At 42.4% G+C, this 18221-nt stretch carries 12 protein-coding genes, 2 tRNA genes and 3 rRNA genes; 7 read left to right on the top strand and 10 right to left on the bottom strand.

From position 1 onward, the window contains the following. Positions 1–7: 7 nt before the first annotated feature. The 6 genes from H9N25_RS00085 to H9N25_RS00060 all read right to left on the bottom strand — a co-directional run bounded on the left by H9N25_RS00085 (position 8) and on the right by H9N25_RS00060 (position 7614). A complete protein-coding gene (locus H9N25_RS00085) occupies positions 8–1777 on the bottom strand; it encodes a S8 family peptidase (protein ID WP_190329053.1) in 1770 nt (589 codons plus the stop codon). Positions 1778–2143: 366 nt separating this feature from the next. After that, positions 2144–2255: ribosomal RNA gene (gene rrf / locus H9N25_RS00080) — 5S ribosomal RNA — on the bottom strand. Positions 2256–2400: 145 nt separating this feature from the next. Next, positions 2401–5272, bottom strand: a 23S ribosomal RNA gene (locus H9N25_RS00075). Between the two features lie 403 nt (positions 5273–5675). Then, a tRNA-Ala gene (locus tag H9N25_RS00070) sits at positions 5676–5749 on the bottom strand. An 82-nt stretch (positions 5750–5831) separates the two neighbouring features. Beyond that, a tRNA-Ile gene (locus tag H9N25_RS00065) sits at positions 5832–5905 on the bottom strand. A 188-nt stretch (positions 5906–6093) separates the two neighbouring features. Next, a 16S ribosomal RNA gene (locus tag H9N25_RS00060) occupies positions 6094–7614 on the bottom strand. Together the 16S, 23S and 5S rRNA genes with 2 tRNA genes alongside form the textbook arrangement of a ribosomal RNA operon. Positions 7615–8673: 1059 nt before the next feature. Between H9N25_RS00060 and H9N25_RS00055 the strand changes: the two genes are divergently transcribed. Next, complete coding sequence (locus H9N25_RS00055) at positions 8674–9630, top strand: lipid A deacylase LpxR family protein (RefSeq protein ID WP_190327515.1); 957 nt, start codon at positions 8674–8676, stop codon at positions 9628–9630. Next, a complete protein-coding gene (locus tag H9N25_RS00050) occupies positions 9630–10739 on the top strand; it encodes an acyloxyacyl hydrolase (RefSeq protein WP_190327514.1) in 1110 nt (369 codons plus the stop codon). The genes H9N25_RS00055 and H9N25_RS00050 overlap by 1 nt, the downstream gene beginning before the upstream one ends. Here H9N25_RS00050 and H9N25_RS00045 read toward each other — a convergent pair. From H9N25_RS00045 to H9N25_RS00035, 3 genes are read right to left on the bottom strand one after another with little or no spacing between them, the layout of a single operon-like run. Then, on the bottom strand, positions 10736–11095 hold the full coding sequence (locus H9N25_RS00045) for a CoA-binding protein (RefSeq protein WP_190327513.1): 360 nt from the start codon (positions 11093–11095) through the stop codon (positions 10736–10738). The genes H9N25_RS00050 and H9N25_RS00045 overlap by 4 nt on opposite strands. A gap of 26 nt (positions 11096–11121) precedes the next feature. Continuing rightward, entirely contained in the window at positions 11122–11589 is a 468-nt protein-coding gene (locus H9N25_RS00040; RefSeq protein WP_167296594.1) for a DinB family protein, read from the bottom strand. Between the two features lie 33 nt (positions 11590–11622). Further along, positions 11623–13164 carry an NAD(P)/FAD-dependent oxidoreductase gene (locus tag H9N25_RS00035; protein WP_190327512.1) on the bottom strand — a complete coding sequence of 514 codons (1542 nt, stop codon included), beginning with the start codon at positions 13162–13164 and terminating at the stop codon, positions 11623–11625. A gap of 546 nt (positions 13165–13710) precedes the next feature. Between H9N25_RS00035 and H9N25_RS00030 the strand changes: the two genes are divergently transcribed. From H9N25_RS00030 to H9N25_RS00010, 5 genes are all read left to right on the top strand, one after another. After that, positions 13711–14292, top strand: coding sequence for a LemA family protein (locus H9N25_RS00030; protein WP_029275651.1), 582 nt, complete (start codon positions 13711–13713; stop codon positions 14290–14292). Positions 14293–14375: 83 nt separating this feature from the next. After that, a complete protein-coding gene (locus H9N25_RS00025) occupies positions 14376–14819 on the top strand; it encodes a TPM domain-containing protein (RefSeq protein WP_184471215.1) in 444 nt (147 codons plus the stop codon). Between the two features lie 3 nt (positions 14820–14822). Next, positions 14823–15596: a TPM domain-containing protein gene (locus H9N25_RS00020; protein ID WP_167296591.1), complete on the top strand. Its 774-nt coding sequence runs from the start codon at positions 14823–14825 to the stop codon at positions 15594–15596. A 76-nt stretch (positions 15597–15672) separates the two neighbouring features. Beyond that, positions 15673–16062, top strand: coding sequence for a hypothetical protein (locus H9N25_RS00015; protein ID WP_190327511.1), 390 nt, complete (start codon positions 15673–15675; stop codon positions 16060–16062). Between the two features lie 49 nt (positions 16063–16111). Further along, on the top strand, positions 16112–16660 hold the full coding sequence (locus H9N25_RS00010; protein ID WP_190327510.1) for an NUDIX hydrolase: 549 nt from the start codon (positions 16112–16114) through the stop codon (positions 16658–16660). Between the two features lie 130 nt (positions 16661–16790). Here H9N25_RS00010 and dnaA read toward each other — a convergent pair whose 3' ends face one another. Beyond that, positions 16791–18221, bottom strand: a complete 1431-nt coding sequence (gene dnaA / locus H9N25_RS00005) for a chromosomal replication initiator protein DnaA (RefSeq protein WP_121287815.1) — start codon at positions 18219–18221, stop codon at positions 16791–16793.

Here is an 18221-nt window from a genome sequence, read left to right as displayed (position 1 = left end):
CTGAAGACTATTTATAACTTTCGGCCAATTTTAAGGCATTGTATGCATTAACAATACCTCCGCTCACACATATTTCGCTAAAAGGCACACGGGTATTTTCACCCCTTTCATTTTTATATTTTACCTTGTGTGTAACTTTCGAAACCGATTTTATGATAATCTCTCTTACCTGCGCTGGTTTTAAATTTGGGTAATAGCTTAAAATTAATGCAGCCAAGCCTGCTACTACAGGAGAGGCCATACTTGTCCCATCAGCCTCTTCATATTTGTTATCAGGAACGGTTGAGTTGATTAAAAATCCGGGCGCAAAAACATCAACACTATATTTACCATAATTAGAGAAATCGGCTTTCAGATTATCATCATCTTTATAAGCACTTGCGCCTACTTCGATCCAATTATTGGCATGGGGCAGGTTAAACTTTGCTGAGTCAATAGATACAGGCTTTACCAATGTAGATCGATCATAAGATGGCCTCATCCCCATTCCGTTATTTTGTGTCATAGGCTTAGGCAGTGTAAAATCAGGCTTGCTTGGTTTTTTATGGGCTTCTTTATAAGCTTCAGCCGCTTTACCATCAAAAAACTTATTAGGGTAATTCTCGTCGATATCATTATTCTGGTTGTCGTTTCCAGCGGCATGCACCAATAATACACCTTTAAATTCTGCATATTTTACCGCCGAGTCTACCGCTTTTTTATCCCACTTATAACTTTTACCAAAACTCATATTAATCACCTTGGCACCATTATCTACTGCGTATCTGATACCATTTGCCACATCTTTATCACGTTCATCACCTGTGGGTACCACCCTAATGGCCATAATGCTCACATTATTGGCTACGCCCAAAATACCTATCGAATTGGTACGGTCGGCGCCAATAATTCCTGAAACGTGTGTACCATGAAAAGCATCCGGACCTTTTACATCGTTGTTCCCATAATCTTTTTGATAAGAATTGCCATAATCATCGCCAACCAGTTCGGCACGCCTATCGTATTTAGGATTTAAGTTATACTTTAACATCGCATCGTACTGCTTATATCCTTCCTTTATATTCTTATAAAACTTCTCGAAACTGCCATCTTCTTTAGCTCCTTTTCTGATGATTGTTTTTACCTGCTCTTCAGTTTCATCATCAGCTTTATATCGATCAATGTCCTCCATCGTTGGGATTTCTTTTTTATTAATCTTGGCCACAGAATCTAAAACTTTGTTAATAGCAATCAGAACTGAAAAGGTGTTGCTGGCATCTTCATATTTCTTACCGAAATCGCCAACCATTTTCTTATATAGTTTAAATTCTTCCTTTTGCGTACTGTCTAAAGGAGTTAAATTAGTTGTTGATTGATATTTTGGTGTATAAATTCTTAACAAACGAACCAATTCCAAATTATCGAACTCTAGATTGCCTTTTTTAGAACCAATAAAGTTCCAGCCATGAATATCATCAATATAACCATTACCGTCATCGTCTATTCCATTTCCTGGGATTTCCTTTTTATTTGTCCATAAAACACCTTGTAAATCGGGGTGATTAATATCTACTCCACCATCAATTACTGCTACAATAATGTTTTCTTTAGGTTTTTTATCTTTTAAAAGTTCGCGATAGGCTTTCTCCGTGCTGATGCCAAAATATCCATTCTCTATTAAATCGAGGTTAAACCAATTTACTGGGAGTTGTACGTTTTTACTTTGAGCAAAAACGCCAAAATTTACACACAAAATAAAAGCAAGAAAAGTTAATTTCTTGAGATTCACATTTATCATCATAATATGTACGTAATACTGCAATAATACGGTTTTATTACTTTCTGAATGAAAGATTTCACATCTTTTAACAAGAGTTTTAGGAGCGCAGTGGCAGTAGCCTTTAGTTTGGGTCCCGTCCTGCTGTCCGTTCTACTCCGCCAATGAAGGATCGGCTCCGTGCCCACTCCCATCAGGGCTATTGCACCCAGGGCGGAAGTGTAAAGGGAAGATGGATCAAGGTTCTGCGGAGATCCGCGTAACCTGCGGGAACAATTCCTTGACTTTTCTCCGCTGCTCAATACTGAAACGGGGACAGGTGCGGCTACAGAAAGGCCTTAAACGAAGAAAACCCTTCCGCATTTCTGCTGAAGGGTTTCTTTTAAGATTTGGCACCGACCTACTCTCCCACGTGTTACCGCAGTACCATCGGCTCTGGTGGGCTTAACTTCTCTGTTCGGAATGGGAAGAGGTGGACACCACCGATATAGGCACCTAAATATTTTTATTTGAGCTGAAAGGATAAAGCTCAAAGCTTAAAGCTGTTTCTATCACGCTTTAGTCTTTAGTCTTTTAGCTTTCCGCTTAAATGACATATTATTGAAAGAAGTTAAGTTTTGAAGAACAAACAACAGTCTGTTTAGCTTTGAAAGCTTCGGATGATTAGTACTACTCGACTGTGCTGTCACCAGCTTTACATCTGTAGCCTATCAACGTAGTAGTCTGCTACGGTCCTATATGGAATTCTCATCTCGTGGCTAGTTTCGCACTTAGATGCTTTCAGCGCTTATCTATTCCCAGCGTAGCTACTCTGCAATGCCCCTGGCGGAACAACAGATTCACTAGAGGCTGGTCCAACCCGGTCCTCTCGTACTAAGGTCAGCCCCACTCAAAATTCCTACGCCCACAACAGATAGGGACCGAACTGTCTCGCGACGTTCTGAACCCAGCTCGCGTGCCACTTTAATCGGCGAACAGCCGAACCCTTGGGACCTTCTCCAGCCCCAGGATGTGACGAGCCGACATCGAGGTGCCAAACCTCCCCGTCGATATGAGCTCTTGGGGGAGATCAGCCTGTTATCCCAGCGTACCTTTTATCCTTTGAGCGATGGCCCTTCCATGCAGAACCACCGGATCACTATATCCGTCTTTCGACCCTGATCGACCTGTATGTCTCACAGTCAAGCAAGCTTATGCTATTGCACTCCGCGTACGGTTACCAAGCGTACTGAGCTTACCTTTGAAAGCCTCCGTTACCTTTTTGGAGGCGACCACCCCAGTCAAACTACCCATCAAACAATGTCTCCCGCTTGGCGGGATTAGACACCGAATACAGAAAGGGTGGTATTTCAACGTTGGCTCCACGACGCCTAGCGACGCCGCTTCAAAGCCTCCCACCTATCCTACACATCCTGTATCCAATGTCAATGTTAAATTGTAGTGAAGGTGCATGGGGTCTTTCCGTCCCGTTGCGGTACCCGGCGTCTTCACCGGGACCACAATTTCACCGAGCTCATGGCTGAGACAGCGCCCAGATCGTTACACCATTCGTGCAGGTCGGAACTTACCCGACAAGGAATTTCGCTACCTTAGGACCGTTATAGTTACGGCCGCCGTTTACTGGGGCTTCGATTCAATGCTTCTCTTACGATGACATCCCCTCTTAACCTTCCAGCACCGGGCAGGTGTCAGGCCTTATACCTCATCTTTCGATTTTGCAAAGCCATGTGTTTTGTTAAACAGTCGCCTGGGCCTTTTCACTGCGGCTTACATTACTGCAAGCGCCCCTTCTCCCGAAGTTACAGGGCCATTTTGCCGAGTTCCTTAGCCATGATTCACTCGAGCACCTTAGAATCCTCTTCCCGGATACCTGTGTCGGTTTGCGGTACGGGTTTTTATAACCTGAAGCTTAGCGGTTTTTCTTGGAAGTCTGATTACCTGCGCTATCAACTCACCCGAAGGCTCGTCGTACTATCAGCTTTCAGCATCGTTGGCGGATTTGCCTACCATCGATATACCTACGGCCTTTAACGATCTATTCCGTCAGATCGCGGCAGTGTCACTACTCCGTCCCCACATCGCAGTTATAAAAAGTACTGGAATATTAACCAGTTGTCCATCGAATTTCCCCTTCGGGTTCTCCTTAGGTCCCGACTGACCCTGATCCGATTAGCGTTGATCAGGAAACCTTATCCTTTCGGTGGGCGGGTTTCTCGCCCGCCTTATCGTTACTTATGCCTACATTTGCTTTTCTATACACTCCAGCACCCATTACCAGATACCTTCACTGTATATAGAATGCTCCCCTACCGATATATTTCAATCCCATAGCTTCGGTGTACAATTTTATGCCCGTTTATTATCCATGCCCGATCGCTCGACTAGTGAGCTGTTACGCACTCTTTAAATGAATGGCTGCTTCCAAGCCAACATCCTAGCTGTCTGTGCAATCGGACCTCGTTAGTTCAACTTAACTGTAACTTGGGGACCTTAGCTGATGGTCTGGGTTCTTTCCCTCTCGGCGCGTGACCTTAGCACCCCGCGCCTCACTGCCGGTTATATTATATAGCATTCGGAGTTTGTCTGGATTTGGTAGGATTTGACTCCCCCGCACCCAATCAGTAGCTCTACCTCTATATAACTCAATACCGACGCTGTTCCTAAAAACATTTCGGGGAGTACGAGCTATTTCCCAGTTTGATTAGCCTTTCACCCCTACCCACAGATCATCCGGAAACTTTTCAACGTTTATCGGTTCGGTCCTCCAGTACGTGTTACCGCACCTTCAACCTGTCCATGGGTAGATCACAAGGTTTCGCGTCTACCTCCTCTGACTATACGCCCTATTCAGACTCGCTTTCGCTTCGGATCCGTGCCTGAAGCACTTAACCTTGCCAGAGAAGAGTAACTCGTAGGCTCATTATGCAAAAGGCACGCCGTCACACCACTTGGATGCTCCGACCGCTTGTAAGTACACGGTTTCAGGTTCTATTTCACTCCCCTGTTCGGGGTTCTTTTCACCTTTCCCTCACGGTACTGGTTCACTATCGGTCTCTCAGGAGTATTTAGCCTTACCGGATGGTGCCGGCTGATTCCCACAAGGCGTCTCCGACCTCGCGGTACTCAGGATACTGCTAGGCTAGCATTCTATACGTGTACTGGGCTATCACCATGTATCGCCGGGCTTCCCATCCCGTTCCACTTCTGTTTGCTAATGCCACGTTGCAGTCCTACAACCCCCACTTTGCCGTAACAAGGTAGGTTTGGGCTCTTTCCCTTTCGCTCGCCACTACTCAGGAAATCATTGTTATTTTCTCTTCCTCTGCTTACTTAGATGTTTCAGTTCGGCAGGTTTGCTCATTATATGTGACATGTCTTCAACATGCCGGGTTGCCCCATTCGGAAATCTTCGGATCAGTTCCTATTTGCAAATACCCGAAGCTTATCGCAGCTTATCACGTCCTTCATCGCCTCTGAGAGCCAAGGCATCCCCCGTGTACTCTTTTTTACTTTCTTCTACGCTTGCGCCTTTTGCGCCGCAAGGTATGCTTTTTTTGCTCTTGTCATGATGTCTCATACTTGTTGGTTGATTGCTCTTCCTTCAAGTGAGCACAAACACAACAGTCGCCTATTGTTGTTTGCTCTTCTTTTTTAACTTCTTCCAATATGTCAAAGAACTTTATTAAGGTATAACCCTTAGGGTATAAAAGTCCGGGTGTCATGTGCCCATCCTTAAGCCTAAGCTTATTCCTTATTAGTAAAAACTGCGGTCTCGAACCGTTTCAGATGTGCTGTTCAGTGCATCTGTGCCCATGGCGTTTCTTTCTTAATCTTTATGTCAATGTATATTACCGATCCCGGTAATTTCTGTGTTTTTTGAAAGCTTTCCGCTTTGGTCTTTAAGCTTTATGCTCAAATGTGGAGAATAACGGAGTCGAACCGTTGACCTCCTGCGTGCAAGGCAGGCGCTCTAGCCAGCTGAGCTAATCCCCCAAAAGTTAGTCTTGAGTTTGCAGTTATCAGTTTGGAGTAACCTAACTCCCAACTATTTTCTCCAAACTCCCAACTTAATGTGTAGTCCCGTCCAGATTTGAACTGGAGACCCTACATTATCAGTGTAGTGCTCTAACCAGGCTGAGCTACGGGACTATGGTTTTAAGGCAGGCAGCTGTTCGCAGTATATAGTATCTTACCGCTACTGCTTCCTTTGGCTTACCCCATTTCAAGTTCCGTTAAGCTTACCCTTACAGTAGCCCACCGTTGTCTTCTGGGTGTTTCTTGTTTTTCTTTTTTTTTGAAATATCATGTTGCGTGGCGAGTAGGCGGTGCTACTCCAGAAAGGAGGTATTCCAGCCGCACCTTCCGGTACGGCTACCTTGTTACGACTTAGCCCCAGTTACCGGTTTTACCCTAGGACGCTCCTTGCGGTTACATACTTTAGGTACCCCCAGCTTCCATGGCTTGACGGGCGGTGTGTACAAGGCCCGGGAACGTATTCACCGCGTCATTGCTGATACGCGATTACTAGCGAATCCAACTTCATGGGGTCGAGTTGCAGACCCCAATCCGAACTGTGAACGGCTTTATGAGATTCGCATACCGTTGCCGGCTAGCTGCCCTCTGTACCGTCCATTGTAGCACGTGTGTAGCCCCGGACGTAAGGGCCATGATGACTTGACGTCGTCCCCTCCTTCCTCTCTGTTTGCACAGGCAGTCTGTTTAGAGTCCCCACCATTACATGCTGGCAACTAAACATAGGGGTTGCGCTCGTTGCGGGACTTAACCCAACACCTCACGGCACGAGCTGACGACAGCCATGCAGCACCTAGTTTCGTGTGATTGCTCAAGGTACTATCTCTAGTACCGTCACTAACTTTCAAGCCCGGGTAAGGTTCCTCGCGTATCATCGAATTAAACCACATGCTCCTCCGCTTGTGCGGGCCCCCGTCAATTCCTTTGAGTTTCACCCTTGCGGGCGTACTCCCCAGGTGGAACACTTAACGCTTTCGCTTAGCCGCTGACTGTGTATCGCCAACAGCGAGTGTTCATCGTTTAGGGCGTGGACTACCAGGGTATCTAATCCTGTTTGATCCCCACGCTTTCGTGCCTCAGCGTCAATAAGACCATAGTAAGCTGCCTTCGCAATCGGTGTTCTGAGACATATCTATGCATTTCACCGCTACTTGTCTCATTCCGCCTACCTCTAGTCCATTCAAGCCCATCAGTATCAAGGGCACTGCGATAGTTGAGCTACCGTCTTTCACCCCTGACTTAACAGGCCGCCTACGCACCCTTTAAACCCAATAAATCCGGATAACGCTTGGATCCTCCGTATTACCGCGGCTGCTGGCACGGAGTTAGCCGATCCTTATTCTTCCGGTACATTCAGCTTCCTACACGTAGAAAGGTTTATTCCCGGATAAAAGCAGTTTACAACCCATAGGGCAGTCTTCCTGCACGCGGCATGGCTGGTTCAGAGTTGCCTCCATTGACCAATATTCCTTACTGCTGCCTCCCGTAGGAGTCTGGTCCGTGTCTCAGTACCAGTGTGGGGGGCCATCCTCTCAGATCCCCTAGTCATCGTCGCCTTGGTGGGCCGTTACCCCGCCAACTAGCTAATGACACGCATGCCCATCTTTATCCCATAAATGTTTGATCATTGCACTATGCAGTGCTGTGATTTTATGCGGTATTAATCCGGATTTCTCCGGGCTATCCCCTGATAAAGGTAGGTTGCATACGCGTTACGCACCCGTGCGCCACTTTCATGCCCAGCAAGCTGGACAATCTCGTTCGACTTGCATGTATTAGGCCTGCCGCTAGCGTTCATCCTGAGCCAGGATCAAACTCTCCATTGTAAAATGTGTTGTAAGATGCTGACCAGTTTTAACTATTGTTAAAAATAGTCTTCTTTTTTTTATGTTGTCTGTTAGACACCACCTTTAAAATAAAGCTACGTAATCATGTACTTTGATCGGTACTCCATTACCTCGCTACGCTACATTGACATCTCTTTTAAGAACTTATCGATCTGTAAACCTCACGGCCGATCGCTTATATATCGTTAAACTTCAGTTCGGAAAAGTCTTCTTCGTCTCTACCGTGTTTCTGTTTATCTCAATCTTTTTTTCTATCTTTCCGGCATCCGCCGTTCCGATCTTCTCCCCATCTCTTTCGGTTGGGAGTGCAAAGGTAAGGATCTTTTTTAAACTTCCAAATAAAATAAATTTTATTTTTTAAGCCTTCTTTTTTTTCCTTTCCCTCTATTTCAATACGCTGATGTTATTCAGCTCCCCGTCTTTCCGGACCGGGCTGCAAAGGTAGCAATATTTTCCGCTCCCGCAATATTTATTTTGAAATAAATACTGCTCTACCTATCCCTATTGCACGCTTTTCAGTCTGCTGCCCTCTCCTCCGAAGCGGGATGCAAAAGTAGAAAAAATATCCTTCCTTACAAAGATTTTTTACCGAATAGCACAGGGATTAGCGTAAGTCTTTGGTTTACAACCCGAAATAATTAGGAACAATGTAAAACAATAAGGCAGCCCAGTTATCTAAACGTGGTTTTTAGGGGTAAACCTAGCGTTTTTTACTATTAAGCCGTTAAGGACACTAAGAGTTGAAGGCTGCTTTTATCTTTTTTGGGCACCATGACGGTGTGCCCTGCACTGCCCCTGCAACATAAACCCGATTGCAATGGAAAGCCCGCAGCGCAGCGAGGACTTGAAATGGAAAGCGGGAACAAACCTATCTATAGTAGCACTGAACCTGATTTTCCTGAAAAACAAACAACACTATAGTAATAGTATATAAGCAATACTCTCTGCTATATAATGTAGCATCACCTATCGTATCGATTTTTAAACAATAATTAATACTTTTATGGCTTTATTAAATCATCCAAATAAATGAAGTTGATGCTCAAACTATACTTTTCTCTGCTATTTATCGGCATGACAGAGATTGGTTATGCGCAAAATTATAAAAACGAGCTTGTTATTATCTCTGAGAATGATGCCTACATTGATATTACCAGCGATCGTTATTATACAAACGGTGCTTTTATTAAATATAGGCATGCCCTTAATGGAGCGCACTTAAAAGCAGGAAGAAGCAAAGAAATTATCGGTTTCGAGCTTGGTCAAAAAATATACAACCCTTATTACAGCTTTGCACCAAACCCCGCCCTGCACGACCGCCCTTTTACGGCATACCTTTATGGTGAGGCAAATTATAGTCGGTTTTACACAAATAAACAGATGCTTAAAGTTTCTGCGCAGATTGGACTTACCGGAAAGGATGCTTTGGGCGAAGAGTTTCAAAAAGCATTTCATAAACTGGTTGGCCAAAACCAGATTGAAGGATGGGAGTACGGCTTAAACAGCGAACCAACATTAAACTTAGGCATAGAGTACAACAGGCTTTTATTGAGCACAAATAATAAGATATTCGACATTACGGGAATAACTTCAGCAGCGGTTGGCAACGTAATTACAAAAGCAAATCTTGGCACAATGTTCCGCCTGGGCAGATTTAATGATATGGACGGCTCCTCAGCCTTTAATAGCTTGGTGAGCAATAACCATACAAATAAAGCGCAACGTAAATACGAGCTTTTCCTTTCAGTTAGCCCGCAGTTACATGCTGTTGCTTTCGATTCGAGTTTGCAGGGAGGATTATTTTTGAACGATAAAGGGCCAATTACCTTTAAGCCCAAACCGATTGTTTTTACTACGCAGGTAGGTTTAACTTTTGCTATTGCACGCTGGACAGCCAATTATACCGCCACCTTTACTTCGAACGAAGTTAAAAACAGCGCCACTGGCTACCGTTATGCCTTTTATAGTCTTGCTTACCGTTTTAGTAAAAGCTAATGAAAAAACAACTACTCTCTTTTATTTTTGTTATTACGGGCCTGGCATTTGCTGAAGCTCAAATTGCACCAGAAAACCGTTCCATTATTCTCAAGCCCATATTTGGCACACATATAAATAATGATCAGGGACACTTGTTTCAGGATCAGATTACAGGATTTGACGCGGCTTATTTTAAAGACATTAGCCAGAACAGCGATAAATGGATTGGTTTTAGTGGTGCTAAATCTTACGGGATCGGTTTTATTTTCAGAAACCTGAGCAAACTGAAAGGTACAAAAGATACTTCGGCCAATGCTTTTGGTCAGATATATGGTCTGGTGGCGCAAATGGACTTTCAATTATTCAGAGTAGGAAAAGCAAAGTTTAATTTTACGCCAGGAGTTGGCTTGGGTTATACGAACAAGTATTACTTTAATAATACCAAAAACAGATTTCTGGGAAGCCCGATCAACGAAACTATCAAGGCGGACTTAGGAATGGAGCTGCCCATGAGCCAATACACCGATCTATTGGTCGGTTTTGGTTTTTTACATGTATCAAACGGAGGCGCAACTGTACCCAATGGGGGTTTGAATACCGGAAACATTTACATCGGGCTTAAACTAAACAATCCGAAAACATTAACTGCTGAGCGGAAAAGCACTTACACCACTTTGCAACGTAATTCGATCGAGCTTAGTGCGGGTTTAGGCGCAAGGGGCGTATTTGCGAACAGGAACAAAAGCTTATACAAAAGCGGCTTATATGCAGGTTACAATTTTTACCTGAATGATGTGATGTCGCTTAAGGCAGGAGCAGATGCGGTTTATTATTTTAGTGTATATGACCCAAATCGTAATGGAGAAACCTATCAGAATTACGGAACATCTTATGACAGATGGCGTACCGGCTTAAGCATCGGTGCCGATATCAACTTATGGCGTGTAACCGTTGCGGCACAGATTGGGAAATACATCCACTACAACAGATTGATGGATAAAGCGACGTGGTACTGGACATTCGGGCCTACTTTTAATATTACGCCGCACATTGGCTTACAGGCCAAAACCTATATGCACTTTGCCCAGGCAGATTTTGTAAACTGGGGCGTGGTATATAAATTTTAATATTGCCCTGTGCTTAGCAATACCAAGGTACAGGCTTCAACTGGTTCGATATGGTGTTTATCCAATAATTTTTCCAGCTCATAATTTTCAGTTCCTGGGTTGAAAATTACCCGCTTGGGCTTTGTTGCAAGGATGTAATCGTGGTATTGCGCCTGTAAGGCTGGGCCAATATATAAAGTTATGGTGTCTATATCAGAGTGTATCTGATCTGGTTCTTCAATTTCTACTCCTGCAACCTCTCCTTTCTTTATGCCCACGTTAATAATTTCGTGATTAAAGCGCGTGAGCATATGAGCTGCTTTATAGGCATATCTTGATGGGTTTGGTGATGCACCAATAATAAGTGTCTTCTTCATTATAATTTGATTACGCAGATGAATTACTAAAACTTAGAAAGCAAAGCAATTTGGCCAGAATGGTAAGCATGGTGCTGCGCTAAACCACTTAAAAGCTCGGCATTGGTTACACCTGTTCCCAAAGCTGGATTCCGCTCACCCTTTACTTCATCATCCCATTGGTTGTTTTTTATGCCTTCGCACAGGCGGATGAGCTCTTCATTTGCAATTTTAAAATTAAAAATAATACGCTCCCAAGCCTTTGGCGTTCTACTTTCAGGTACTGGCCAATCGCCCATTGCAGGTCCTGCAGCAGGTTTCCCGCTCAGTCTTGAGGTAACTTCTTCTGTCCATGCCGTTAAATGCAGGGCAATTTCGGCAATAGAGTGTGCGCCCGGTACAAAATGGCTAAACGCACTTTCAGGGTTAACGTTATTTAAGGTCTGCATTACATGGTTACCATGCCAGGCATCGCCATTAAATGCCTTTTTTATTTCGTTTGTGATATTAAACATACCTAAACAACAATTAGCGAAATATAAAGTTTGTTAAGATATATTTAATATTGCATTTGCACAGTTAATGCCATCTATTGCTGCCGATACAATTCCGCCGGCATAACCTGCACCTTCAGCACAAGGATATAAACCTTTTATCTGAGGGTGCTGATAAGTCTCTTTATCTCTCGGAATCCTAACCGGAGAGGAAGTTCTGCTTTCTACCCCTACCAAAATGGCTTCATTTGTATAATAACCTTTAATTTTTTTCCCAAATAAGGGTAATGCCGCACGTAAACTATCCGATACAAAATCGGGTAAAATATTATCCAGCATCGAACTTTTGGTACCAGGCAGATACGAGTTCTTTGGTAAATCGATCGATAATTTATTGTTCACAAAATCGACCATACGTTGTGCAGGAGCTACCAGGTTTCCACCTCCCGCCTCAAAAGCCATTTTTTCAATCTCCGATTGGAAATGCAACATCCTAAGCGGATCGTAACCCACAACATCATTTAAGGTAACCTGAACTACTGTTCCCGAATTGGCATAAGGATTATTCCGTTTAGATGGCGACCAGCCATTTACCACGATTTCATTTTCTCCTGTTGAACAGGGCGCAATAATACCGCCCGGGCACATACAAAAAGAAAATACCCCACGGGCACCAACCTGCTCAACCAAGCTGTAGTACGCTGGAGGTAAAAACTCTGATCTAATATCGCAGTGGTATTGAGCCGAATCAATAATTTCCTGAGGATGCTCAATCCGTACGCCTAACGCAAATGGTTTTGCCTCAATCAGGATATTTTTACTGTTCAACAATTCGTACACATCTCTTGCAGAATGGCCAGTTGCCAAGATAATATCATCAGCAAACAACTTTTCTTCAAAATTTATTTCAATTCCTTTTACTTTTCCGAATTCAATCAAAAGATCAGTCATCCTACTATCGAACCTCACTTCACCCCCAGCATTCAGGATCGTATCTTTTATGGAAGTAATAATATGGGGAAGTTTATTGGTACCTATATGTGGACGGGCATCAATGGCAATATCAGCTTCTGCCCCATGGTTTACAAATACCTGTAGCACCTTGTTAATATCGCCCCTTTTATTAGATCGGGTATACAATTTACCATCCGAATAGGTTCCTGCGCCACCTTCACCATAACAATAATTAGATTCAGTATTCACTAAACCCTGCTTGTTTATGGCAGCCAAGTCTCTCCGGCGTTGTTTTACATCTTTACCACGTTCTATAATAATGGGCTTTAATCCATTCTCTATACACTGCAAAGCTGCAAACAAGCCTGCTGGGCCAGCCCCGATAATAATCACCGGCTTTGCATCACTTACATTTTTATAATTAATGGTGTATACTTCGGGAACGGCTTCCTCATCTACAAAAACTTTCACCTGAAGTCTGAATATCACTTTTCTCGAGCGGGCATCTATTGATCTTTTCAGGATTTCGTAGCCTTTAATTCTCGATCCAGGTAATTTTAGGGCTTCAGCCAGTTTCTGGTTAATCACCTCTGTTTGCTCTACCTCGTGCGGGAGCAGCGTAATTTCGATGTCTTTTTGCATATCATGTCAGGTTTTTATCCCGAATGGTACAAAGATAGGTAACAATAAAGAATAATTGATACTATTTAATTCTGTTGAAAGATATTCATCCACGTATTCATAAAGCGTTTTATTGATTTGGAAAACAATTGCAGTATTCCATAGGAGGCTTCCTTCCCGCTCTACCTCCTGCCCCGATAGAAAAATCGGGGGCATCCGTTCGATCGGGTTTAGTTTTGTTAGTTTTCTGCTACTATGTCGGTTTTCCGTGCCACAGGCCTGAGTATCTAGCCCCGATCGGAGCGAACACGAAGTAAAGCGGAGAGCGGGACGAACATTAAAAAAAACGAAGAACCCTGCGCTTCAAAACAAAAAACCTTACATGGTTTAAACGGTTTATTACTCAATTACCCAATCAAAATACACAGCTTCTATCTTATTGAAATCCGCGTGAAGCTTGTCAACCTGTCACATAAATACCGAAATTGTAACAAAGGCATGCAATTTGATATCTAATTCGTAAATTGACCATAAATCAATTCTATTAAAAAGACAAAAACCATAAAAATGAAAAGATTAATATTTGGAATTTTAGCTGCAGTTATTGCAGTGAGCACTTTAAGTTCATGCGGATATAACAGCATGGTTAAACTGGATGAGAACGTTAAATCGAAATGGGGAACCGTACAAACCCAATATCAAAGAAGAGCAGATTTAATTCCGAACCTGGTAGCTACAGTAAAAGGGGCAGCTAAATTTGAGCAGGGTACGTTAACTGCCGTAACCGAAGCACGTGCAAAAGCAACACAGATGACGGTTAAAGCGGATGAACTGACACCAGAAAACATCCAGAAATACCAGGCTGCACAGGGACAATTGAGCCAGGCTTTGGGTAAATTATTATCGATTACTGAAAATTACCCTGAACTAAGAGCTACACAGCAATTCAGTGATTTATCAGCACAGCTAGAAAGTACCGAAAACAGGATTACTGTTGCCCGTAAAGATTTTAACGATGCGGTACAGGAATATAATGGTAAAATCAGATCCTTCCCTACGAATTTAACAGCTGGTATGTTTGGCTTTAAAGCTAAAGGATATTTTGAGGCCGATGCCACTGCAAAAGACGCACCTAAAGTAGAATTTTAATATTCTCAACACAATATATAAGGGTAGTGAATGTTTATTAACTAAGCATTTATTACCCTTTTTACTTCATACAAAATAAGCACATGTCGTTATTTTCAGATATTGAACAAGAAAAAATAGCAAACGCGATCTCCGATGCAGAAAGAGCAACTTCTGGAGAAATTAGAATTGCTATTGACAAACATTGCGCAGGCGATCCATATGAAAAAGCTACCGAATATTTTGCTAAACTGGATATGGATAAAACAGCAAAAAGAAATGGCGTGCTCATTTATTTGGCACATGCCGATCATAAATTTGCCATTATTGGCGATGTTGGGATTCACCAGGTAGTACCTGAAAACTTTTGGGAAACTACTAAAATTGCGATGACAGCACATTTTGCAAAAGGCAATTTGGCCGATGGTATTATTGCAGGTGTAGCGTTGGCCGGAGAAAAGCTAGCCTTGTTCTTCCCGCCGCAAAAAGGCGATATTAATGAGTTGCCAAACGATATTGTTTTTATGGATAACCTAGAGAACAAATAAGAGATGAAGAAAATATTCTTATTATCACTGTTCAGTTTATTATTTGCTTTCGCTTTTGCGCAGGATTTTCCTGAAAAGCCAAACACCTTAGTTAACGATTATGCCAATGTATTGTCTGCAGAGCAAAAACAGGCGCTTGAAAATAAACTGGTAACCTTTAACGATTCTTCTTCTACACAGATTGCAATAGCAATACTAAAATCAGTCGGCGATTACGATATTAATGAATATGCGGTAGAACTGGGTAGAAAATGGGGTGTTGGCCAAAGTGGCAAAAACAATGGTATTATGATCGTTGTGGCAGTTGGCGATCGAAAAATCTCTATTCAAACAGGTTATGGCTTAGAAGGCGCATTACCCGATATTTATGCCAAGCGTATTATTGACAACGATATTAAACCCAATTTTAGAGCAGGAAATTATTATGCTGGCTTGGATGAAGGTACGACGTCGATTATAAAGTATACAAGAGGCGAATATAAAAACGATAGTCCTAAAACTTCTTCAAAGAAAGGTGGAGGCGGTGGTAGCATTGTGATTATTATCATTATCGTAATCGTGATTATTATCATTATGCGAAAAGGTGGCGGAGGCGGGAGCGAAGTAATTGGCGGACGTGGAGCATCTAATGCGCTGTTTTGGGCTATGCTTTTTGGAAGCGGCGGCGGCGGCCGAAGCAGCGGTGGCTGGGGAGGTGGTTCTTCTGGTGGAGGAGGCGGATTTGGTGGTTTTGGCGGCGGAAGCTTCGGAGGAGGTGGTAGCAGCGGAAGCTGGTAGGTCCATAGTCCATAAGTTAGAATCTGTTCCTTTTTGAACGTTACAACTTTCCAACAGATTAAACCATTACAACAATATGTACAGAAGAGATTTAATCACGGCAGAAATACAAAAACTTGCACAGGTTTTGGCCCGTATTATGGGTTTAAAGTTAGAGGGCAAGTTAGCCGAGGCCAATCAGCTTTTTGACGAAACTATGGAAGGCGGCTTTCAATTACCAAAAGAAATTCTGGAAAATGAAGATCTGGCAGTTTTTGAAAACTGGCTAACTGAAGGTAATATCCCTCCCGAAAAACTCGACTCACTGAGCGAATTCTTATATTACGAGTTAGGGACAACCCCTGATAGAAACCGAATGATTGCCCCAAAACTGAATTTAGTCTATCAATTTCTGTCAGATCGGCACAAGATTGTGCATTTGGTAAACTTGCACCGTCAGAAAACGATACAACAGTACCTCAGCTAAGAGTTAGCGGTTTTCAATTTGGAGTAATTCAATTAACATAAATAAAATAATGATTATAGAAAAGTGGCAAAAAATTGCCTCTAAATATTTAGTAAGAGAAAAGTGGGCTACCTTAAGGGTAGACGAGGTTAAACTTCCTGATGGCATTATAAAAGACGACTACTATGTTTTAGAGTATCCAAACTGGGTTAATGCAATTGCATTAACAGAAGAAGGGAAAATCATCATGGTGCGCCAGTACCGCCATGCAGCCGATATTGTTTCTCTTGAAGTGCCGGGCGGTGTGATTGATGGAGATGAAGCGCCAGAGTTTGCGGTTAAACGCGAACTTTTAGAAGAAACCGGTTACAGTTTTAAAACCTGCAAACTTATTGCCGAGCTTTATCCTAATCCTGCAACATCAAACAATAGAACCTTTACTTATTTCTTAACAGGTGGCATTAAAACTCATGAACAGCATTTAGATGAACACGAAATTTTAAATGTTGAGGAATACACCGTTGATGAAGTTAAACAGTTAATCAATGACAATAAAATAGCTCAGGCGCTACATGTTGCGGCCTTACATTACGGCTTAGCCGAACTGGAAAAGCTTTAAATATTTAAAAAACACATCACAATAAAGGCCCGATAAAATATCGGGCCTTTATTGTGATTGAATAAACTTTTGAACATGAACGAAAGATTTTAATTTAAACCCTTCTATCTTTCTGCCCTTGCACTTAAGTTCAGCTCATTTTTAATTTCTTTTGGATATCGTGTACGTAAGCTTTAAACTTTTTATCGGTATCAATTAAATCTTCTACTGTTTGGCAAGCATAAATTACGGTACTGTGATCGCGGCCACCGAAGAAAGCGCCAATCGTTTTTAGCGATGATTTAGTATGGCTTTTAGAAAGGTACATCGAAATCTGACGTGCCTGAACAATTTCGCGTTTACGTGTTTGCGATTTAACCATATCTACAGGAACTTCGAAATACTCACAAACCAATTTCTGGATATATTCCATTGAAATTTCTTTAGAAGTATTTTTGATAAAGTTCTTCAACATTTGCTTAGCAAGTGCTAAATCGATTTCTTTTTTATTCAAAGTAGCTTGTGCCAGCAACGAAACCATAGCACCTTCCAGTTCACGCACATTGTTATCAATATTGTGTGCAACATATTCTACCACCTCGCCTGGTAACTCAATACCATCAGCATACATTTTCTTTCTTAAGATGGCAATACGCGTTTCAAGATCAGGAATCTGTAAATCTGCAGATAAACCCCATTTAAAACGGCTTAACAAACGTTCTTCCAAACCAGCTAAATCTTTCGGTGCTTTATCAGATGTTAAGATTACCTGTTTGCCCGATTGGTGTAGGTGGTTAAAGATATGGAAGAAAATATCCTGTGTTTTTTCCTTACCTGCAAAGTTGTGTACATCATCCATAATGATCACATCCATTGCCTGATAAAAGTTAACGAAATCGTTAATGGTGTTGTTTTTTAGTGAATCTACAAACTGCTGGCAGAATTTCTCACAGCTTACATAGATCACCAACTTATCTGGCATGCTGCGTTTAATCTCGTTACCGATTGCTTGCGCCAGGTGTGTTTTACCCAAACCTACTCCACCGTAAATCATTAAAGGATTAAAAGATGTACCTCCTGGTTTAGCAGCTACAGCGTAACCTGCAGAACGTGCCAAGCGGTTGCAGTCTCCCTCAATATAATTTTCGAAAGTATAATTAGCGTTTAACTGTGGATCAACATTTAATTTTTTTAATCCAGGGATAATAAAAGGGTTTTTAATATCCTTATTAATGGAAACCGGAATCGGCATCGATTGTACCTTTGCCTCCGCTCCATTTCCATTTGAGGGCATATTGGTAGTATAAGGATTACCGCTGTTTGATGATTTATCTACAACGATGTTATATTCCAACCTGCCATCCTCTCCAAGTTGTTTTTTTACAGTCTTGCGTAGCAAGCCTACATAATGTTCTTCAAGCCATTCGTAAAAGAACAAACTTGGCACCTGTATAGTTAAAACCTTACCTTCCAATTTAAGGGCTGTTATTGGCTCGAACCAAGTTTTGAAACTTTGGCTCGGAATGTTATCCTTAATAATTTGAAGACAGTTCTTCCATACTTCTGTACAAGTTTTTTCCAT

Origin of the sequence: Pedobacter riviphilus, from assembly GCF_014692875.1 — a bacterium.
Classification (GTDB): domain Bacteria; phylum Bacteroidota; class Bacteroidia; order Sphingobacteriales; family Sphingobacteriaceae; genus Pedobacter; species Pedobacter riviphilus.
Note: the sequence above shows the minus strand (reverse complement) of the source record. Positions and strands in the feature narration are given on the sequence as shown.